General features: G+C 61.0%; 20 protein-coding genes. 6 read left to right on the forward strand and 14 right to left on the reverse strand.

What is annotated here, in order from left to right; translation table 11 throughout:
• Positions 1-47 precede the first annotated feature (47 nt).
• Together OOZ53_RS13720 and OOZ53_RS13725 are read left to right on the forward strand one after the other, a co-directional pair.
• Positions 48-974, forward strand: a complete 927-nt coding sequence (locus OOZ53_RS13720) for a hypothetical protein (RefSeq protein WP_271090173.1) — start codon at positions 48-50, stop codon at positions 972-974.
• Positions 971-1,897: a glycosyltransferase family protein gene (locus tag OOZ53_RS13725; RefSeq protein ID WP_271090174.1), complete on the forward strand. Its 927-nt coding sequence runs from the start codon at positions 971-973 to the stop codon at positions 1,895-1,897. The genes OOZ53_RS13720 and OOZ53_RS13725 overlap by 4 nt, the downstream gene beginning before the upstream one ends.
• A 40-nt stretch (positions 1,898-1,937) precedes the next feature.
• On the opposite strand, the gene ilvC is transcribed toward OOZ53_RS13725, so the two are convergent.
• The 3 genes from ilvC to OOZ53_RS13740 all read right to left on the reverse strand — a co-directional run bounded on the left by ilvC (position 1,938) and on the right by OOZ53_RS13740 (position 4,532).
• On the reverse strand, positions 1,938-2,957 hold the full coding sequence (gene ilvC, locus OOZ53_RS13730) for a ketol-acid reductoisomerase (protein WP_271090175.1): 1,020 nt from the start codon (positions 2,955-2,957) through the stop codon (positions 1,938-1,940).
• A gap of 45 nt (positions 2,958-3,002) precedes the next feature.
• Positions 3,003-3,665 (reverse strand): TetR/AcrR family transcriptional regulator, encoded by a 663-nt coding sequence (locus tag OOZ53_RS13735; protein ID WP_271090176.1) that lies wholly within the window; start codon positions 3,663-3,665, stop codon positions 3,003-3,005.
• A gap of 102 nt (positions 3,666-3,767) precedes the next feature.
• Positions 3,768-4,532, reverse strand: coding sequence for a pyridoxine 5'-phosphate synthase (locus OOZ53_RS13740; RefSeq protein WP_271090177.1), 765 nt, complete (start codon positions 4,530-4,532; stop codon positions 3,768-3,770).
• Positions 4,533-4,705: 173 nt separating this feature from the next.
• Here OOZ53_RS13740 and OOZ53_RS13745 point away from each other — a divergent pair, with 173 nt between their 5' ends.
• Positions 4,706-5,119 (forward strand): SpoIIAA family protein, encoded by a 414-nt coding sequence (locus OOZ53_RS13745; protein WP_271090178.1) that lies wholly within the window; start codon positions 4,706-4,708, stop codon positions 5,117-5,119.
• 9 nt (positions 5,120-5,128) lie between these two features.
• Here the strand turns inward: OOZ53_RS13745 and OOZ53_RS13750 are convergent, their stop codons facing one another.
• From OOZ53_RS13750 to OOZ53_RS13790, 9 genes are all read right to left on the reverse strand, one after another.
• Entirely contained in the window at positions 5,129-6,256 is a 1,128-nt protein-coding gene (locus OOZ53_RS13750) for an ATP-dependent DNA helicase (RefSeq protein WP_271090179.1), read from the reverse strand.
• Between the two features lie 50 nt (positions 6,257-6,306).
• Positions 6,307-7,113: an acyl-CoA thioesterase gene (locus OOZ53_RS13755; protein WP_271090180.1), complete on the reverse strand. Its 807-nt coding sequence runs from the start codon at positions 7,111-7,113 to the stop codon at positions 6,307-6,309.
• 46 nt (positions 7,114-7,159) lie between these two features.
• Entirely contained in the window at positions 7,160-7,522 is a 363-nt protein-coding gene (locus tag OOZ53_RS13760) for a nitrile hydratase accessory protein (protein WP_271090181.1), read from the reverse strand.
• Positions 7,509-8,168, reverse strand: coding sequence for a nitrile hydratase subunit beta (gene nthB, locus OOZ53_RS13765; protein ID WP_271090182.1), 660 nt, complete (start codon positions 8,166-8,168; stop codon positions 7,509-7,511). The genes OOZ53_RS13760 and nthB overlap by 14 nt, the downstream gene beginning before the upstream one ends.
• Positions 8,165-8,776 (reverse strand): nitrile hydratase subunit alpha, encoded by a 612-nt coding sequence (nthA, locus tag OOZ53_RS13770; RefSeq protein WP_271090183.1) that lies wholly within the window; start codon positions 8,774-8,776, stop codon positions 8,165-8,167. The genes nthB and nthA overlap by 4 nt, the downstream gene beginning before the upstream one ends.
• Positions 8,777-8,845: 69 nt before the next feature.
• Positions 8,846-9,439, reverse strand: coding sequence for a LysE family translocator (locus tag OOZ53_RS13775; protein WP_271090184.1), 594 nt, complete (start codon positions 9,437-9,439; stop codon positions 8,846-8,848).
• Between the two features lie 100 nt (positions 9,440-9,539).
• On the reverse strand, positions 9,540-10,112 hold the full coding sequence (ilvN, locus tag OOZ53_RS13780; RefSeq protein WP_271090185.1) for an acetolactate synthase small subunit: 573 nt from the start codon (positions 10,110-10,112) through the stop codon (positions 9,540-9,542).
• A complete protein-coding gene (locus tag OOZ53_RS13785; protein ID WP_271090186.1) occupies positions 10,109-11,029 on the reverse strand; it encodes a DMT family transporter in 921 nt (306 codons plus the stop codon). The genes ilvN and OOZ53_RS13785 overlap by 4 nt, the downstream gene beginning before the upstream one ends.
• A gap of 40 nt (positions 11,030-11,069) precedes the next feature.
• Positions 11,070-12,848 carry an acetolactate synthase 3 large subunit gene (locus OOZ53_RS13790; RefSeq protein WP_271090187.1) on the reverse strand — a complete coding sequence of 593 codons (1,779 nt, stop codon included), beginning with the start codon at positions 12,846-12,848 and terminating at the stop codon, positions 11,070-11,072.
• Positions 12,849-13,247: 399 nt separating this feature from the next.
• Here OOZ53_RS13790 and OOZ53_RS13795 point away from each other — a divergent pair, with 399 nt between their 5' ends.
• Positions 13,248-15,167, forward strand: a complete 1,920-nt coding sequence (locus tag OOZ53_RS13795) for an ATP-binding protein (RefSeq protein WP_271090422.1) — start codon at positions 13,248-13,250, stop codon at positions 15,165-15,167.
• Between the two features lie 54 nt (positions 15,168-15,221).
• Here OOZ53_RS13795 and miaA read toward each other — a convergent pair whose 3' ends face one another.
• On the reverse strand, positions 15,222-16,091 hold the full coding sequence (miaA, locus tag OOZ53_RS13800) for a tRNA (adenosine(37)-N6)-dimethylallyltransferase MiaA (RefSeq protein ID WP_271090188.1): 870 nt from the start codon (positions 16,089-16,091) through the stop codon (positions 15,222-15,224).
• Positions 16,092-16,115: 24 nt separating this feature from the next.
• Here miaA and serB point away from each other — a divergent pair, with 24 nt between their 5' ends.
• Positions 16,116-17,012 carry a phosphoserine phosphatase SerB gene (gene serB / locus OOZ53_RS13805; RefSeq protein WP_271090189.1) on the forward strand — a complete coding sequence of 299 codons (897 nt, stop codon included), beginning with the start codon at positions 16,116-16,118 and terminating at the stop codon, positions 17,010-17,012.
• Complete coding sequence (locus tag OOZ53_RS13810) at positions 17,009-17,569, forward strand: GNAT family N-acetyltransferase (RefSeq protein WP_271090190.1); 561 nt, start codon at positions 17,009-17,011, stop codon at positions 17,567-17,569. The genes serB and OOZ53_RS13810 overlap by 4 nt, the downstream gene beginning before the upstream one ends.
• 16 nt (positions 17,570-17,585) lie before the next feature.
• Here OOZ53_RS13810 and OOZ53_RS13815 read toward each other — a convergent pair whose 3' ends face one another.
• Positions 17,586-19,055, reverse strand: a complete 1,470-nt coding sequence (locus tag OOZ53_RS13815) for a DegQ family serine endoprotease (protein WP_271090192.1) — start codon at positions 19,053-19,055, stop codon at positions 17,586-17,588.
• Positions 19,056-19,128 lie beyond the last annotated feature (73 nt).

The raw sequence follows: 19,128 nt of genomic DNA on the forward strand, positions 1-19,128 counted from the left end.
AATTTGAACACTGGTGACACGCGGCTTCGGGCCTGTACTGTCGGCCCATGAGTGATTCCCGCAAGTTCATCGTCTGCACCAGCATCAATCCCCCGACAGAGGCGATCCGGCGTTTCGACGCTTGCACGGACTGGACCCTGATCGTCGTCGGCGACCGCAAGACACCGGATGACTACCGCCTTGAAAACGGTATCTACCTGTCGCCCGGGGATCAGGAGAAACTCGCCCCGGAGCTCTCCGGGCTGATCGGCTGGAATTGCATCCAGCGGCGGAATCTCGGCTTTGTGCTGGCCCTCGACGAGGGCGCGCAGATCGTGGCGACGGTCGACGACGACAACATTCCCCACGATGATTGGGGCACCGGTCTGCTGGTCGGCACAACGACGCCGATCAAATCCTACGTCATCGACGATTGCTGCTTCGACCCTGTCGGCGCCACGGAGCACGGCCATCTATGGCACCGCGGCTTTCCGCTTCAACTGCTGAGCGGCCGCGACTATTCACGATCCGAGACGATACATACCCGCATCGACGTTCAGGCGGATTTCTGGAACGGCGATCCGGATATCGACGCCGTCTGCAGAATGGAGCACGCGCCGGACGTCACGTTCGATCCGGAAAATTTTCCCTTTACCGCAAACAAACCTGGGCCGTTCAATTCCCAGAACACATTCCTGACGCGCGATGCTTTGAGCCGCTATTTCATGGTGCCCGGCGTGGGCAGGATGGATGACATCTGGGCGTCCTACCACCTTCAGCATCTCGGCTACACCGTCGCCTATGCGCGCGCCTCCGTCACGCAGCTACGGAACGTGCATGACCTGACAGGCGATCTGGTTGGCGAGTTCGTCGGATACGAGCGCACGATCGACATGGTCAAAGAGATCGCCGGCGGGACATACGACGCCAGAAACTATTGGCCCGAGCAGGCGCTTGCGGCCTATGACGCGTATCTGCGACGGGTGGGCGCATGATTTCCATCATAATTGCGGGCCGCAACGACAATTATGGCGGCGATTTCGAGGACCGCCTCTTTTCCACCTCCCGCTACAATGTCGACGCGCTTCGGGCACACGGCATCGAATTCGAGCTGATATTCGTTGAATGGAATCCGCTGCCGGACCGCGAGTTGCTGTCCGAGAAGGTCATGGACGCCTTCCCGGAGGCACGCTGCATTGTCGTCGATGGCGCCATACACCGGCTGATCAGCGAGAACCGCCATATCGCGGTGTTTGAGTATCACGCCAAAAATGCCGGTGCGGCACGGGCAAAGGGCGACTGGATCCTGATCACCAATCCCGACAACTTCCTTGGCGGCGATGTTCTCCAATTCCTTCAGCAAGGCGCGTTTGACGCCAATACGCTGTACAGGGCGGGCCGGATCGACATTGCGGACGAGACCCTGGTGGACAGCCCGGACCTGGAGGATGACTTTGCACATGAAGACGCACCGTTCTTCGGCGCATCGGGTGATTTCATCTTCTGCTCCGCGGAACTGTTCCGGCAGATCGGCGGTTTTCGGGAGGACCTGAAGTTTACGAACACCGCGAAGGACGTCATCTTCTGCCAGTCCGCTTTCGAAAGGACGGGACAGGCCGTGAAGATCGGCTGCACGTATCATCTCAGCCACGGGCGCCCGCAACACACCAGCCGCCGCATTGTGTTCGCGTGGCACAAGGTCAGCCGGCTCCCACAGAAGACATTCGGTCTGGCGGATGATGATGTGATCGCCACAACGCACGGGCGGATAACAAGGCTGACCTTGCCCGATCACCTCCTCGGCGCGGCCAACGGCAGGCAACCGCCCGACCCGGCCGTTCCGCACGAATATCGCGTGGATTACAGTCTTGTTCGCCAGCCACGCAAGGCTCTGTTACGATTTATGGGCAGGCTTTAGGGCGGGGCGCGGCGCGCCCCGCCTGTCTTCCGGTGTTCGCTTAGTTGCGTTCCTTGTCAACGAGGGCATTGGACTTGATCCAGGGCATCATGCCGCGCAGCTTTTCGCCGACTTCCTCGATCTGGTGTGCGTCATTGTTGCGGCGGATGCCCTTGAAGCGCGCCGCACCGGCCCGGTATTCCTGCATCCATTCGGATGTGAACTTGCCGGTCTGGATGTCGTGCAGGACACGCTTCATCTCGGCCTTGGTGTCGGCGGTGATGATGCGCGGGCCCGATACGTATTCGCCCCACTCGGCCGTGTTGGAGATCGAGTAATTCATGTTGGCGATGCCGCCCTCATAGATGAGGTCGACGATCAGCTTGACTTCGTGAAGGCACTCGAAATAGGCCATCTCGGGCGCATAGCCCGCCTCGACCAGCGTCTCGAAACCGGCACGGATCAGTTCGACCAGACCACCGCACAGGACAACCTGCTCGCCGAAAAGATCGGTCTCGCACTCTTCCTTGAAGTTCGTCTCGATGATGCCGGAACGGCCGCCGCCGACGCCGCAGGCATAGGACAGGCCGAGATCATGGGCGTTGCCCGATGCATCCTGGTGAACGGCGATCAGGCAGGGAACGCCGCCGCCCTTCTGATATTCGCCGCGCACCGTGTGGCCCGGTCCTTTAGGCGCCACCATCAGGACGTCGACCGTTGCCTTCGGCTCGATCAGGCCGAAATGCACATTCAGGCCATGGGCGAAGGCGATCGCCGCGCCGTCGCGGATATTGCCGGCAATGTGGTCGCGGTAGATGTCGGCCTGGAGCTCGTCCGGCGTTGCCATCATCATCAGGTCGGCCCAGCCGGCGGCATCGGCCACGGACTTCACCTCGAAACCGTCGGCCTCGGCCTTCTTGGCCGTCGCCGAGCCTTCGCGCAGCGCGATGGCGATGTTCGGCACGCCCGAATCCTTCAGGTTGAGCGCATGGGCGCGGCCCTGGCTGCCATAGCCGATAATGGCCACTTTCTTCGACTTGATGAGGTTCAGATCGGCATCGCGATCATAGTACACACGCATGACTGTTTCCTTTCCTGGACATGTTGATTCAGTCGTTTGGGATGGTCAGGACCTTGCCGCCCCTTCCGTTCCGTAAAGTGCAAAAAACTGGTCGATGGCGGATTTCGCCTGGGCGCTGAAATCGCCCTCCTCCGTCGTCAGCGTATCGCCGAGCAACTGACGCACGTGAAAATCACGGATCACCAGGCCGTAGAGCGTCTGGAACACCGCATCGCCATCCTCGTACCGGATGAAACCACGCCGCCGCCCGGCTTCAAGCAAGGCTCCTGCCCGCTGACCGATCATGCGCCGGCCGCGTTCCAGCACCAGCCGCCCGAGATGGGCGTCATCGCGACTGGCCTGGCCGATAGCAAGACGGTTGAGCGCCAGTGAAACATCGCCCGAAAGCACCGAAAGCAAATCGCTGGCGAATTGTTCGAGATGTTCGCGAAATGCGGCTTCAGTTTCGGGCAGCGGCCCGGTTCCCGGAACCCGGACCTTGCTTGCCTGATACGCAATGATCGCAGCGAGCAGCCCGTCGCGGTCGCCGAACCATTTGTAGAGGCTTTCCTTGGAGCAGTTCGCCGCGCGCGCGATACGGGCCGTCGTCAGCGCACCGCCGCCGCCCTCGACGAGAAGCCGAAGCGCCGTTTCGAGCACCGCGTTCTGCCGCGGCGTAAACGCCTCAAAGCCGCCTGTTTCGCTCTCTTTCAGCACTGCCTGCGTCATATCTTGCTGTAATTCCAATGCGTACCGTACCGTACGGTTCGGTCTTGATTAAAGCAAGATAATGATCGGGTCAAGCGACTACGAAAAGCAGGTCTTGAAGGTTCAGACGTCGTGCCCGCAAGCGCGCAGGAAACGCCTGACGGTCTCTGTCATGCCGTATTGCAGCGCGTCGGCGGTAAGTCCGTGCCCTATCGAGACTTCAAGCAAATTCGGAATATGTTGCTTGAGCCCCGGAAGGTTGGCCACGGTCAGGTCATGGCCGGAATTGATCCCGAGCCCGAGACCATTCGCCGCCTCGGCGCTGGCCTGCAGTTTTTCCAGCGCCGCGGAGGCGGCCTTCGGATCGTCATAGCAGGCGCCATAAGGGCCGGTGTAGAACTCGACCCGGTCCGCCCCGGTTTCGGCCGCCGCAGCAAGCACTTCCGCATCGCCGTCTCCGTCCGCGAAAAGCGAGACGCGGATTCCCTGTTTTTTCAGTCGCGCGACAACCGGTTTGAGCAGCGCACCGTCGCGCCTGAAATCCCAGCCATGGTCCGAGGTCGCCTGCGCCGGATCGTCCGGCACCAGCGTCACCTGCTCCGGCTGGTTGGCCTCGACGAGCTCCAGGAAAGCCTCCGTCGGGTATCCCTCGATATTGAACTCGGCCTGCGGAAAGTCATCGTCGATCAGGGCGCGGATTTCCGGCAGGTCGCTGCGCCGGATATGCCGCTCGTCCGGACGCGGATGGACGGTCAGCCCGTGGGCCCCCGCACCGAGCGCAAGCGCCCCCAGGCCCGTCACGCTCGGCCACGGCAGATCCCGCCGGTTGCGAAGCTGGGCGATGGCGTTGAGGTTGACCGACAATTTGGTAATGGCGGGCTGCGTCATGCAGAAAATTCCAGGCAGATCTGTCCGAGAGTTCGCAATACCTAACGCAGGGGCCCCAGACAATCACGAACCAATTTAAACAGTTAACGCCAAACCAGTGGAAACGGGCGATTGTATCGATTGAGGGTCGTGCCTAAATGAACAGGTACACGCAAAGGTTTTTGGAGGCCGCGATGACATCCGGACTACGGCACCCCGCCCTCACACAGCTCAAGACGGAGCGCGACGATGTGTATGCTTTCGAAATCGACGGTCATCTGACCCGAGAGGAAATCGAGACGGTCTATAACACCCTCGAAGAGGCCTATGAGAAGCACGACAAGATCAGCATTTTGATGCGCATCGGCCGCTATGACGGGTTTGACTGGAACACCCTGTTCTCCGACACCGCCTATATCGGCAAGCTTCAGGCAATCCGGCACATGAAACGCTACGCCCTTGTCGGCGGACCGTCCTGGGCGGCCGGCGCAACGCAGTTTTTCGGCCCGCTGTTCCGCATGGAGGTCAAGCACTTCGAGCTGCAGGACGAGACCGAGGCCTGGCAGTGGGTTTACGGCAATCCCGAAACCGATGCAACCGCCGACTGACCGGCCGCTTCAGCGCACGATCGTCAGTTCCTCGGCCGCGCGGGTAATGGCCGTGTAAAGCCAGCGCTCGCGTGAATCGCGGAAGGCATAGCTCTCGTCGAACAGCACGATCCGGTCCCATTGCGAGCCCTGCGCCTTGTGCACGGTGAGCGCATATCCGTAGTCGAAATCATCATAGCGCCGCCGGGTCTGCCAGGGCACCTCGGCGTCCGGGTCTTCGAAGGCCTGCTTCAGCAGCTTGATCTTGGCCGCGCCGCGGTTCATGTCGTCGTCTTCGGGTTTCACGATCAGGTTGATGCCCGGCTTGACCGTTTCGCGCGACGAAGTCATCACCTGCCACAGCGACCCGTTCAGCAGACCCTTGGCCGGATCATTGCGCAGGCATACAAGCTTGTCGCCCGCCTGCGGATATTTGGCATCGAAGCCCTTCAATTCGCGCAGGCGCTGATTGTAGCGCCGCCGGGTGCGGTTGATGCCGAGCAACACCTGGTCGGCATCAAGCACCAGTTCGGTGGATACGTCCGACTTGGTGATCACCCGCGCCGTTCCCCAGTCGCCATAGCCGATATCGATCCCCTCACGCACGCGCATCGCAAGATCGATGATCGGATTGTCGCGCGCCTGCCGGTGGATGTCGGTCAGCAGATAGTCAGGCTCATGCTCGGTGAAGAAGCCGCCGCCGGTAACAGGCGGCAGCTGTCCGGGGTCGCCAAGTACCAGGATCGGCGTGCCGAAACTCATCAGATCCCGGCCGAGTTCCTCATCAACCATCGAGCACTCATCGACAATCACCAGAGACGCCTTGGCGATCGGGCTCTGCCGGTTGAGTGAGAACATCGGCGCCATCGAGGTCTTTCCGGTTTCCTCGTCCTCGACCGCTTCCTCGCCGCGTGGCCGGTAGATCAGCGAATGGATCGTCTTGGCGTTGCTGGCGCCCTTGCTGCGCAAAACCTGCGCCGCTTTGCCGGTGAAGGCGGCGAACTGCACGTCGCCGTCGACCTCTTCAGCAAAATGGCGGGCGAGCGTCGTCTTGCCCGTGCCGGCATAGCCGAACAGCCGGAACAAGGGGCTTTGCCCCTCCCTCAGCCACCGGGAGACGGCCTGCAGCGCTTCGTCCTGCTGTCGCGAGAATTCCATGGCTTCAACTGGCAGGATTCGCCCCGTCAGGGCAAGGGGCAAACCGTCGTTCAGGCCTTGCGATCGTACCAGACCAGCTGCTGCGAAACGGCAACGAGATTGCCTTGCGTCGAATAGAAGCTGGTGTGCTGATCGTAGAAGCCGCCGACGGAACGTTCACAGCGCGCATCGGCGAGAAGATAGTCGCTGCCGATGGCCTGCAGCTCCGCAAGCGGTGCATGGAAATAGATGGTCATCGTGATCGTCGAGATATTGGACGGCCGGCCCGTGGCAAGAAATATTCTGGGAAACGGGCTGTCGCACAGCGCGGTGAGAGAAACATGGTCCAGCGGACGCTCATCCGCCTCGCGCACCCAGGTCAGCGAATGGGCGTCGGGGGTAATGTCTCCCATTTTTCCCTTGATGACCCGCGTCTCGTATAGATGCGCCCATTTGACCGGCAGCACCTCGGTGCGAAACCGCTCGACCTCCTGCGGTGGGGGAACATCGGGCATCTTCTGCGTCGAAAACACCATTGTCTCGCGGTGCGGCGCAAGCGTCACCATCGCCCGTGCGCATGGCGTTCCGTCCGGCAACTCCAGGACAACGTGCCAGAAGGCCGCCGTGCGCCCTGCCCGGTCGCAACTGCGTTTCAGGATGACTTCGCCCTCCGCCGGCGCCTTCATGAAGTCGATGGTGAATGCCACCGGTTCAAAACGGTCATCGGCCTGGTCATGGATGACCGCCTTGATCATCACCGCCGCGATCCAGCCGCCATAGGGCCCGATGAGATTCCAGTAACGCTGGTCCGTTTTGCATCTGAAAACATCGTCGGAGACGCGTTCGATGCTGAGTGTATCGTCGAGCGTGAAGGTCATTGGTGTTCCTGATCAGACAAGGGACCGCAGCGGGATAAGGGCAGTCTCAAAGGGTATGCGGATCGTTTTCAAGCAGGATGGGTTTGCCGTGCGGCGTGGCGCGGGCCGCCCGCGACCACGATGCGCTCAGCGCGTCGATTTCCGCGACATCTGCAATTTGTTTGTTTCGAATGATCGTCTCAAGCGCCGCAAGCCAGCAGTCGTAATAGTCACTGCCATCCTGCGCCACATCCGGCTTTTTCAGTTCGGCCGACAGGGTTTCCGCCCATTCGCTCCAGTCGAAAAGTCCGCGCTCGTGCAGTCCGACGACCATGGCGAAGGCCTCAGCCTGCCAGGGTTCCGCGAAGGGTGCGGGATCGGAGATATCAGCTGGAAGGGAACGACCCTTGCCGCGATCAGGCCCGTTCAAGATAACTCTCCCAGGCATCGATGGACACGGTCAGCGACGGATCGCCTTGCGGGCCCCACAATTCGTCGCCGGTAAAGACGACCCGGTAGAGCCATTGCGGGTTCTCGCCACGGCCATGGGCATTGTCGTCCGGGAACACATAGGCCCCGGCGGCTTCCTCGATAACGCCCGTCCTGCCCTTCGCATAGGACGGAACGCGCGTATGACCGGACGGGTTGATGTTGCGGACCGTGACCCTGTCGCCGACCGCAAAGGCCGGATCGGCTTCCGCCGGCCGGTCGCAGGGCCCGCCCCGCGCCAGAACCGCCGGGACATCGGCCGCTGCGAGCGGCGGCTTGTCCATTATCGCCTTTTCGCGCGCGTGGCCGGACTGCAGTTCCTGCTCCGTCACGCAGCCATGCCGCAGGAGCAAGGATTCAAGCGCTTTCACCCAGATCTCGTAGTAGCTGGAGGAATAATAGTCCGCCGGATGCAGGCTCTCGCGCGCATGCCGGCTTTCATCGATGTTCCAAAGCCCCAGCGCGCCTGAGCAAAGGGTGACGCCTAAGGCGTGTTTTTCCCAATCGGCGTGGAAAACCGGTTCGTTGTCCTCCGGCGCGACCGGGCCAAAACCCATCTTCCCGCCGAGATCATGCGGCCCGTTCATGCCGTTGCTCCCGCAAGGCCGGTCCCGATCATGGAATCGCGGCTGACCAGCGCCGCCAGCGCCTCTTCGTCGAGCCCTTCCGTTCCGTCCGGACGCATGGGCACCACCAGGTAGCGCAGCTCGGCGGTCGAATCCCAAACACGGATATCGACGTCTTGCGGCAGCGTCACGCCGAATTCTTCCAGCACACCACGCGGGTCCATGACCGCGCGCGAACGGTAAGGCGGCGATTTGTACCAGACGGGAGGCAGCCCGAGCACGCTCCACGGGTAGCAGGAGCAAAGCGTGCAGACGACGAGATTGTGCGTCTGCGGCGTGTTGAACACCGCCTGCATATGCTCGCCCTGCCGGCCCGTATAGCCGAGAGACGCGATTGCGGCCGTCGCATCCTTGCCTAGCCAGTCGGCGAATTCCGCGTCGCTCCAGGCCTTGGCCACGACCCGGGCGCCGTTCTGCGGCCCCACCTTGTTCTGATAGGTATCGACAACGGCGTCGATCGCCGCCGGATCGATCAGGCCCTTTTCACTCAGGATCGTTTCCAGCGCCCGCACACGGGCAGTCATCGGGTCGAATTCGTTATCGTGGTCGTGGTCGTGGGAATTGGTCATACTTGAACTTTATCGCATCACGCGTCCAAGTAAATCACAAGAAGCAAATTTGTGACCGGCCCGCAACCGTCAGAGCATCATCGGAACGAGCGTCGCGAGCAGCAGAACGCCCATGGTCATGTTGAACCACCGCAAATGCTGCGGACTTGAAAGCGCACGACGCATGACAGTTCCGAAACCGGCCCATATCGACACGCTCGGAAAATTCACGACAACGAACGCTGCGGAAACCAGCAGCACCGAAATGCCCGGCTCCGCCGGATTCGCGAACAGAACCATGGCCGTCAGCGCCATCATCCAGGCTTTCGGATTGACCCATTGAAAGGCCGCGGCCTGCAGGAATGTCACGGGCCGGGACACTGTTTCATCGTCCGCGAGCGCGCGGCTGCCGGCGATCTTCCACGCCAGATAGATAAGGTAACTGCCGCCGGCGATCTTGAGGAGGAGATGCAAGGCAGGCCAGCTCTGCAACAATGTGCCGAGACCGAAACCGACGCCCATCAGCAGCGACGCAAAACCCGCCGCAATGCCGAACATGTGCGGCACTGTACGCGCAAAACCGAAATTCGCGCCCGAGGCCAGGAGCATGAAATTGTTCGGTCCGGGCGTAACCGAGGTCACGAAGGCAAAAGTGACAAGTGCGAGGAACGTATCGACAGCCATGAGCACCCTCCAATAAGGTCAGCAATGTTGACCTATTTTCACGCTGTCAGCAATATCAGGAATGCATGCCACCCATTCGTCCGGATCAAGGCTGGTCGGGCTACATCCCGTCCGGGCCGCGATTGAGCGCTGCAACGCCGGTCCGGCAAACCTCGATCAGCCCGAGCGGCCGCATGATCGAGATGAATTGCTCGATCTTCGACACCCGGCCGGTAATCTCGAAAATGAAATGTTCGGTATTGGCGTCGATCACCTGGGCGCGAAATGCATCGGCCAGACGCAGGGCCTCGACACGATGATCGCCCTCGCCTTTCACCTTGAGCAGCGCGAGTTCCCGTTCCAGCGGTTTTTCGTGCCCCTTCTCGCGGGCGCGGATCGAAAGGTCGACGACCCGGTGCACGGGCACGATGCGCTCCAGCTGGTGCTTGATCTGCTCCAGGACATGAGCCGTCCCGTTGGTGACAATAGTGATGCGCGAAAGATGCGCCTCGTGTTCGGTCTCCGAGACCGTCAGGCTCTCGATATTGTAGCCACGCCCGGAAAACAGCCCGATCACCCTTGCAAGGACGCCGGGCTCATTGTCCACCAGCACGGATAGCGTGCGGGTTTCAAGCTGCTCGGTCTCCTTGGCAATGAAATAGGCCGAGCCGGTCGGTTTGTGTTGTGCATTCATGAGGTCTTTTCCTCGATTGTCTGTAATTTCGGCTTCGGATGGAAACGCGCGACGGCGACACCCGAAAGAATGATTGCAAGGGCGATGAAGGCGTTGAACGACAGCCTTTCACCCAGGATAAGCGCGCCCCATATAACCCCGGCCACCGGGACCAGCAGGTTGATCTGCCCGAAAAAGCTGGCACCCTGACGGCCGATGATGCGGAACATGAGCAGCGAGGCCAGCGCGGTCGGAAAAATGCCGAGAAGCAAGATGGAGAACCATGCCGCGGCCGGGGGGTTGGCGGCCGGCAGCGGTTCGAAAAGCAATGCCGCCGGCGCCAGCATGACCACGGACCAGCCGATATTCACCGCGAACATCGGCCGCGGTTTCAGATGCAGCAGGCGCTTGGTGATCAGCGCATTGATCGCATAGGAGACGCCCGCGCCCATAATGGCCAGCTGGCGCCAGATATCCGCATCGGTCCGGGCAACGATATCCGGCCAGAAAAGAACGACAAGCCCGCCGATACCGAGAAACACGCCAACCAGCTTGGCCTGGTTCATCTTTTCATCATGGGTGAAGAAATGCGCGAGGATGATCGTAATCAGGGGCATCAGACCCATGAGAATGGCGGACAGGCCGGCGGTGATTTCCTGAAGGCCCCAACTGATCAGGACGAAGGGAAGCGCCAGGCCGAAAAAGGCCGACGCCACGATCACAGCGTGATCCGATCTTGACGCATTGAGCCTCTGGCCGGAATGAACGGCAACAGCGGCGAGGATGATCACGGCAACCACCTGACGGATCGCCGTCAGCGTGATCGGCGGCACATCGGCCACCGCGATCCGCGTCAGCATGAAACTGCCGCCCCAGATGACGGCAAGCATGCAAAGCATGCCGTAATCCGTCCATCCGGGGTGTTTGCTGTTATGCATGGGATCTCGCCAGACCGGTCTTTTCGCCAGTGATCGCGGTTCAGACCAGCGCCTTGCCCTTCTTGTCGATGGCGTTTGCCACCGCTTCATCCGTCGCTTCGTCCGGCAGCAGCATTTCGTTGTGCGCCTTGCCCGACGGGATCATGGGGAAGCAATTGGCCAGGTTCGCGACACGGCAATCGAAGATCACCGGCTTGTCGACCGAGATCATCTCGTTAATCGCATCGTCCAGTTCGCCCGGCTTTTCGGCGCGAAGACCGACACATCCATAGGCTTCCGCCAGCTTGACGAAATCCGGCATGGCCTCGGTATAGGAATGCGACAGCCGGTTGCCGTGCAGCAGCTGCTGCCACTGGCGCACCATGCCCATATACTGGTTGTTCAGGATGAAGATCTTGATCGGCGCCTCGTATTGGACGGCCGTCGACATCTCCTGGATCGTCATCTGCACGGAGGCATCGCCTGCAATATCGATGACCAGCGCATCCGGATGCGCGATCTGCACGCCGAGTGCCGCCGGCAGGCCATAGCCCATGGTGCCGAGCCCGCCGGAGGTCATCCACCGGTTGGGCTCCTCGAAACCGTAGAACTGCGCCGCCCACATCTGATGCTGACCGACTTCCGTTGTGATGTAGGTTTCGCGGTCCTTGGTCAACTCGTAGATCCGCTGCATCGCATATTGCGGCATGATCACGTCTTTGTTGGGCGTATAGGCCAGCGAATTGCGGGCGCGCCACTTGTCGATCTGCTCCCACCAGCCGGCCAGCGCCTTGTTCTCGACCCGTGTCGACGAAGCACGCCACAGCCGCACCATGTCCTCCAGCACATGGCCGCAGTCGCCGATAATCGGGATATCGACATGCACGTTCTTGTTGATCGACGACGGATCGATATCGATATGGATCTTCTTCGAATTCGGCGAGAACGCATCCAGCCGACCCGTGATGCGGTCGTCGAACCGCGCACCGATACACACCATGACGTCGCAATCGTGCATCGCCATGTTGGCCTCATAGGTGCCGTGCATGCCGAGCATTCCCATCCAGTTCTTGCCCGACGCCGGATAAGCGCCGAGACCCATCAGGGTCGACGTGATGGGAAAATCGGTGAGCTGCACCAGCTCGCGAAGCAGATGACTGGCCTCGCTGCCGGAATTGATGACCCCGCCGCCCGTATAGAGGATCGGCTTGCGGGCTTCGCTCATCAGCTGGACCGCCTCGCGAATGGAGTCGAGGTCGCCCTGCAGCTTGGGCTGATAACTCTTCTGCTCGGTTACAGGGGACGGTCCGACATATTCACCCGTCGCGAACTGCACATCCTTCGGAATGTCAACGACAACCGGCCCGGGCCGGCCCGTCTGGGCGATCCGGAACGCCTCATGCAGGACACGCGGAAGGTCATTGACATCCCGCACCAGCCAGTTGTGCTTTGTGCAGGGCCGCGTGATGCCGACCGTATCGCACTCCTGGAAGGCATCCGAGCCAATCAGCGGCGTCGGCACCTGGCCGGATATGCACACAAGCGGAATTGAATCCATCAGCGCGTCCTGCAGCGCCGTGACCACATTGGTTGCGCCGGGACCGGACGTGACCAGGACGACACCGACCTTGCCGGTCGACCGGGCATAGCCCTCGGCCGCATGACCGGCGCCCTGTTCGTGGCGAACAAGGACATGAACGATTTCGTCCTGCTGGAAAAGCTCGTCGTAAATCGGCAGTACGGCGCCGCCCGGATAACCGAATATGTCCTCAACGCCATTGTCCTTGAGCGCCTGGACGACCATCTCCGCGCCCGTCATTTCCCTGCTGCTGCCCGTCATTGTCCTTTTCCGCCTTACTCTCCCGCTGTTCCGTCCCCCGGACCGCGGGTACCAATTTTCCTTAAACCACCGGCCATAAAAAAAGGCCCCTGTCGGAGCCTCGTTGAGCGCATGGGTGGCTGCCGCCGGATGGTTACACCATCCTGCCCATGCGCTTCATCACCACAATTAGTCCTGTCCTGATCATGCGCGGGACGTTAGCGGCAAAGAAACGGCGCGTCAATGCCGCAACAATCGATTCACCTTCGATTAAGAATATGCGGCTTCGGTCACCGCGAACGCCCCGTAAACGTGCAATGACAACGGGTTGTTAACTCCGGTTTCCTAAACTTGACGCGCTGGAGCCTGCTCTATCGGAACGTGATGGGCGTTCCGGACAGGCTTCGCGCGCTTAACTGTATGAAACGGGGCAGCATGATTAACAAACCAGGAGTAGAGGAAAGGCGTGACGTTTCATTTCCGTCCCGCGTCCTCGGCCATGTTGTAAAGTGCAATGGTGCACGCGCAACCATTTCAGCACGTGTTCCGATCAACGAACACGCCCTCGCAGCGACAATGTCCGTCGGACGGCTTATCTCGATACGGGTTGGGCAGAACCGCGTCGTGGCGCTCGTCTACAGCATTCACAGCCCCGGCGAAATCTGGTTCGAAGAAGAGCCCAACACCATGCATTTCGAGGTCGAGCTCGTCGGCGAAATTCGTGGTGAAGGCGAAGAAACCAAGTTCAGCGCGGGCATTTCCGATTATCCGACGCTTGGCTCGGTCGCGCACCAGATCCGCACCACCGATCTCGACGCGATTTATTCGGTCGACAGCGCAAATCCGGTCAATATCGGCCATTTGACGCAGAACGCGGAGATCCCCTCCTGCATATCGGCGGACGCCTTGCTTGACCGCCACTTCGCGATCGTCGGCACGACCGGCGTCGGCAAGTCGACGGCCGTCTCGCTGCTTGTAAACCGCATCGTGGATGTGTGCCCGGACCTGCGTGTCCTGGTACTTGATCCGCACAACGAATTCGCATCGGCGTTCAAATCGCGGGCACACCTCATCGAAACGGATACGCTGGACCTTCCCTTCTGGCTGTTCCGGCTCGAGGAGTTTGCCGAGGTGATATTCCGCGGCCGTCCGACGGTTGCCGAAGAGGTCGATATGCTGCGCGATCTCATCGCGGAAGCCAAGCGGAACTTCAAGGGCACGGCCGACGGCCGCCCGATCGCCCGCCGCCAGGACAGGTCGTCGATCACATCCGACACGCCGGTCCCCTACCGCGTCGCCGATCTGCTCGCATTGATCGACGAACGCATCGGCCAGCTCGACGGGCGCGAGGAAAAACCGTATCTGCGCAATCTCAAGCAGCGTATTGCGTCGGTGATCAACGATCCGCGTTTCCGCTTCATGTTCTCCACGAACACGATCGTCGACAATCTGACCGACGTCATCAGTGAAATCTTCCGCATTCCAGGCGACGGCCAGCCGATCACCTCGTTTCAGCTTTCCGGTATTCCGTCCGAGGTCGTTAACGCGGTTGCCTCGGTCCTGTGCCGGATGGCTTTCGAGATCGCTCTGTGGAGCAATGGGCAGATGCGGATCCTGGTGCTTTGCGAGGAAGCGCACCGCTATGTGCCGGCCGATGCCAGCCTCGGCTTTTTCCCGACGCGGCAGGCCGTGGCCCGGATTGCCAAGGAAGGACGTAAATACGGCGTCAGTCTCGGCGTGATCACGCAGCGCCCCGGCGAACTCGACCCGACGATCCTGTCGCAGTGCTCGACGGTCTTTGCCATGCGCCTTGCCAATGACCGAGATCAGGAGATCATCCGGTCGGCCATTTCAAACTCGTCGAGCTCGACAATCAGCTTCCTGTCGTCAATCGGCAATGGCGAGGCGATCGCCTTCGGTGAAGCGGTTGCTGTGCCGATGCGCATGTGCTTCGAACGTCTGAAGAAACACGAACTGCCTAAAACCGCCAGCGGTCGCGGCGCCGGTTCCAGTCTGCGTGCCAAGGATGGCATTCCTGACGTTCAGCACATCATCAAGAGCATGCGGCACACCGAGGTTCCGCTTGGCAGTTCCGGCATGCCGCCGCAAAGCGCGCCGCTCCAGCCGCAAATGTCGGACCTTGCCGATCTGGAGAAAGCGATCAGCGGACCGGCCGCTCCACTCGCGGAACCCGCGATGGATATGGACGAACCGGCACCGGAAGACGAAAGCCCGTCCCTCGGCTCGGTTCATTCCAACGATCTGCGCGATTCACTGTTGAGAAAATCGCCGCATCGCGCGACCCTGCTCAAAAAGGCAGAAACGCCGCCAACGGAATAGCCGCCACAAAAAGGTTCGGGCGATACGGTCGCCCGAACATGCTTTTCCGATATCTCAAGCCCGCCGCTCCCATCCGTCGTCGAGCTGATTGCGAAACCAGGTCATCTGCCGCTTGGCGTATTGCCGCGTCGCGATGCTGGCGCGTTCGATTGCCTGTTCGATCGTCATGTCCCCGGAAAGAAAAGCGCCGATTTCCCGGACACCGATCGCCTTCATGGCTGGAAGGTCCGGCGACAACCCCAATGCGAGCAACCGCTCGACCTCTTCGATCGCGCCATCATCGACCATTGAAACAAAGCGCTCATGAATGCGTTGCCTGAGCAGGTCGCGCTCCGGCATCAAGACAATACGGCGGGCATCTTCCGGCCTTACAAGCGCCCTGCCCCGGTCCTTCTGCAATTTCCGGATGGACTGGCCGGACGCATCGAACACCTCAAGTGCGCGCACGATCCTCTGGCTGTCTGTGGCGTCAAGCGTCGCCGCCGTTTGCGGATCGACCGCACGCAACCGCGCGTGCAACGTCTCCGCCCCGTCTTCCCGCAACCGGTCCCGCCAATGCCGGCGTATAGGTTCCGGAATGGCCGGCATCTCCGAGAGACCGTCTGTCAGGGCACGGAAATACAGCCCGGTCCCGCCAACGAAAACCAGCAGGCGACTTGCCACATCGTCACGCGCAAGCAGGTCATCGACGTCCCGGAACCACTGGCCCGCCGAATAGCTCCGCAAGGCTGGCACGTGGCCGTACAGATAATGCGGCGCGCGCTCCAGATCCGCCTGTGCGGGCCGCGCCGTGAGGATCCGCAACGTGTCATAGACCTGCATCGAATCGGCGTTGACAACCACACCGTCCTCAGCCTCGGCCATTTCGAGGGCCAGTGCGGACTTGCCGCTCGCTGTCGGTCCGGCTATCAGGACGGCACGCATTGTTTCTCCGGAAAGTCACGTCTCATGCCACTCGTTGCCACGCTTATTACCGATCCGTCAAATCCTGTCCTGTCGGCGGATCTGGCAGCAGATGCCGCGAGGAAGATTTCCGAGGCCGGTCCGCAATGGCTGGCGGAAGGCGTTGCATGCGATCTGCCGTTGAAGGACGGCCTTACACTAGAGGAAGCCAGCGACACGATTGCCGTCGCACTTGACGACAGGCCCATCGACATTGTCGTGCAGGATGCGGAAGGCCGGCGGAAACGGTTGCTGATCGCCGATATGGATTCGACCATGATCCGGCAGGAATGCATCGACGAACTGGCGGCGGAGGCAGGGTTCTACGACAAGGTCGCGGCCATCACCAAACGCGCAATGAACGGCGAAATCGCATTCGAGCCGGCCATGCGCGAACGGGTCGCGCTGCTCAAGGGTCTTGATCTTTCCATCGTCGACCGGGTGCTGGAAAATCGGGTCACGCTGACACCCGGCGGCCGTGAGCTGATCGCGACCATGAAGCAGAATGGTGCCTATACGGCGCTGGTCTCCGGCGGATTTACGCTGTTTACGAGCCGCGTGGCGGGCGAACTCGGTTTCGATGAGGATCGCGCCAATGTCCTCAACCATCAAAACGGCAAGCTCGACGGCACTGTCGCCGAGCCCGTGCTCGGACAGCAGTCGAAGATCGACGCGCTTGAGGAACTGACGGCGAAACTTGACCTGTCGGTCGATGACGCGCTGGCGGTGGGCGACGGGGCCAACGATCTTGGAATGCTGCGTCTTGCCGGCAGCGGTGTCGCGCTGCACGCCAAACCGGTCGTCGCGGCCGAGGCCAAGATCCGCATCGACCATGGCGATCTTACGGCACTTCTTTATATCCAGGGCTACAGCCGAAACGAATTTGTCGGAGCAGAAACATGATCGCACAAACCGAGCGCCTGATCGTCCGCAACTGGCGGCCGGAGGATGAAGACGCATTTCACCGGCTGAATTCCGATGATACGATCATGCAGTTCTTTCCGTTCCGGCGCAGCCGAGAGCAGTCGCGCGAGGTCATGGAAAAGACCATGCGTGAAATCAACGAAACCGGCTACGGCTTCAGCGCTCTTCAGACCCAGGACGACGAAACGGCGATCGGAATTCTCGGGCTTTCGGTACCGCAGCTCGAACCCCTCGTGCCGGGCGACTCGGTGGAAATCGGCTGGCGGCTGGTGCCGGAAGTCTGGGGCAAGGGCTATATCACCGAGGCATCGAAGGAGCTGCTGCGGATCGGCTTTCAGGAGCGCGGCCTGGAGGAGATTGTCGCTTTCGCCGTTCCGGCCAACACCCGCTCAACGGCGGTCATGGATCGGATCGGCATGCGGCACAGCCCGTCACGCGACTTCGACCATCCTTTCGTGCCGGACAGCCACATCCATCTGCGTCGCCATGCCTTTTATGCCGTGACGGCTGCGGATTGGGCCGGCGGGCAAGACTGACCGCCGGCAGGGTTTTTCACCGCATCGGCACGGTCACGAAACGCAACTCCCCGATCGTGTTGGCGATCATGAGCAGCGCGTTGCGCCGTCCGTCGTCCTTCAGTTCCTTGACCCGGTCGGACACCTCCTGGGGCGATTTGACCGCTTCCTGCGCGACCTCGACGATCACGTCACCTGCAACGATACGCTTCTCGGCGGCTGAGGATTCCTCTTCGACATTGACGATGACAACACCTTCGACATTCTCCGAGAGCTCATATTTCTCGCGCAGCGCATCGTCGAGTTCGGCCAGTTCCATGCCGAGAACCGTCGCGGTTTCCGGCTCGTCGGTTTGCTGGGCCTGCGCAATCAGCTGTTCGCCGTCCTCCAGGCGCCCGAGCGTCACCGATATGGTCTCTTCCTTGCCTTTGCGGATGATGACAACCTCGACTTCCTTGCCGACCGGGCTTTCCGCCACGATGCGCGGCAGGTCGCGCATATCCTCGACATCCTGACCGTCGAAGCGGATGATCACATCACCCGGCTGGATGGATCCGTCATCCACCGGTCCGCCCTTGATGATGCCTGCGACCAGGGCGCCCATGGCCTCCTTCATATCGAGGCTCTCGGCAATGTCGTCGGTCACCGGCTGGATGCGCACGCCCAGCCATCCGCGCCGTGTTTCGCCGAATTCGATCAACTGCTCCACAACCGATTTGACCAGATCGGACGGCACGGCGAAGCCGATGCCGATGGAGCCGCCCGTCGGAGAGATGATCGCGGTATTGACGCCGATCACCTCGCCTTCCTGGTTGAAAAGCGGTCCGCCCGAGTTGCCGCGGTTGATCGCGGCATCGGTCTGGATGAAATTATCATAAGGGCCGGAATTGATATCGCGCCCGCGTGCCGAAACGATGCCGGTGGTCACCGTACCGCCCAGGCCGAACGGGTTTCCGATCGCCATCACCCAGTCGCCGATACGAATGGTTTCCGAATCGCCGAATGGGACCGCCGTCAAAGGCGTCACCGGCTTGACCCGCAGGACCGCGATATCGGTCTTCGGATCGGCGCCGACCACCTCGGCTGTCAGCTTCGAGCCGTCGGCGAAATTGATTTCGATATCGTCGGCATCCGCGATCACATGGTTGTTGGTAACGATCACGCCTTCCTTGTCGATGACGAAACCCGAACCCAGCGAGTTCACACGGCGCGAACGCGGCGCCTGCTCGCCTTCGCGCTCACCGAAGAACTCGTCAAAGAAATCCTGGAAAGGAGAGCCATCCGGAATGCGCGGCCGCGGCGTGCGCCGGTTGTTGCTGACCCGCTGCGACGTCGAGATATTGACCACCGAATCCAGCAGTTGTTCGGCAAGATCCGCAACCGATTCCGGCCCCTGGGCCGCTTGCGCCGATCGAACACCGAAATCCGCGAAATGGACCGCGGCCACCCCGAGCGCCGTGACGATGGCAACGGCGCGAACCGGTTTCAGGACAGTGTTCAATAGCATGGTAGGTTCTCTCCCGACTGCATTTCCTGCGAGGCTTTGTCCCGCATAGATATGTTCAATTTGGGCCGCGTCC

It is taken from the genome of Allohoeflea poritis (assembly GCF_027889715.1).
Lineage (GTDB): Bacteria > Pseudomonadota > Alphaproteobacteria > Rhizobiales > Rhizobiaceae > Hoeflea_A > Hoeflea_A poritis.

Coding starts and splice junctions, on each gene's coding strand:
- OOZ53_RS13810 (WP_271090190.1), top strand. CDS start 17,009: ATGATCGCACAAACCGAGCGCCTGATCGTCCGCAACTGGCGGCCGGAG.
- OOZ53_RS13795 (WP_271090422.1), top strand. CDS start 13,248: ATGAAACGGGGCAGCATGATTAACAAACCAGGAGTAGAGGAAAGGCGT.
- OOZ53_RS13790 (WP_271090187.1), bottom strand. CDS start 12,848: ATGACGGGCAGCAGCAGGGAAATGACGGGCGCGGAGATGGTCGTCCAG.
- ilvC (WP_271090175.1), bottom strand. CDS start 2,957: ATGCGTGTGTACTATGATCGCGATGCCGATCTGAACCTCATCAAGTCG.
- OOZ53_RS13750 (WP_271090179.1), bottom strand. CDS start 6,256: ATGGAATTCTCGCGACAGCAGGACGAAGCGCTGCAGGCCGTCTCCCGG.
- ilvN (WP_271090185.1), bottom strand. CDS start 10,112: ATGAATGCACAACACAAACCGACCGGCTCGGCCTATTTCATTGCCAAG.
- OOZ53_RS13725 (WP_271090174.1), top strand. CDS start 971: ATGATTTCCATCATAATTGCGGGCCGCAACGACAATTATGGCGGCGAT.
- OOZ53_RS13735 (WP_271090176.1), bottom strand. CDS start 3,665: ATGACGCAGGCAGTGCTGAAAGAGAGCGAAACAGGCGGCTTTGAGGCG.
- miaA (WP_271090188.1), bottom strand. CDS start 16,091: ATGCGTGCCGTCCTGATAGCCGGACCGACAGCGAGCGGCAAGTCCGCA.
- OOZ53_RS13755 (WP_271090180.1), bottom strand. CDS start 7,113: ATGACCTTCACGCTCGACGATACACTCAGCATCGAACGCGTCTCCGAC.
- nthB (WP_271090182.1), bottom strand. CDS start 8,168: ATGAACGGGCCGCATGATCTCGGCGGGAAGATGGGTTTTGGCCCGGTC.
- OOZ53_RS13815 (WP_271090192.1), bottom strand. CDS start 19,055: ATGCTATTGAACACTGTCCTGAAACCGGTTCGCGCCGTTGCCATCGTC.
- nthA (WP_271090183.1), bottom strand. CDS start 8,776: ATGACCAATTCCCACGACCACGACCACGATAACGAATTCGACCCGATG.
- OOZ53_RS13745 (WP_271090178.1), top strand. CDS start 4,706: ATGACATCCGGACTACGGCACCCCGCCCTCACACAGCTCAAGACGGAG.
- serB (WP_271090189.1), top strand. CDS start 16,116: ATGCCACTCGTTGCCACGCTTATTACCGATCCGTCAAATCCTGTCCTG.
- OOZ53_RS13775 (WP_271090184.1), bottom strand. CDS start 9,439: ATGGCTGTCGATACGTTCCTCGCACTTGTCACTTTTGCCTTCGTGACC.
- OOZ53_RS13785 (WP_271090186.1), bottom strand. CDS start 11,029: ATGCATAACAGCAAACACCCCGGATGGACGGATTACGGCATGCTTTGC.
- OOZ53_RS13720 (WP_271090173.1), top strand. CDS start 48: ATGAGTGATTCCCGCAAGTTCATCGTCTGCACCAGCATCAATCCCCCG.
- OOZ53_RS13740 (WP_271090177.1), bottom strand. CDS start 4,532: ATGACGCAGCCCGCCATTACCAAATTGTCGGTCAACCTCAACGCCATC.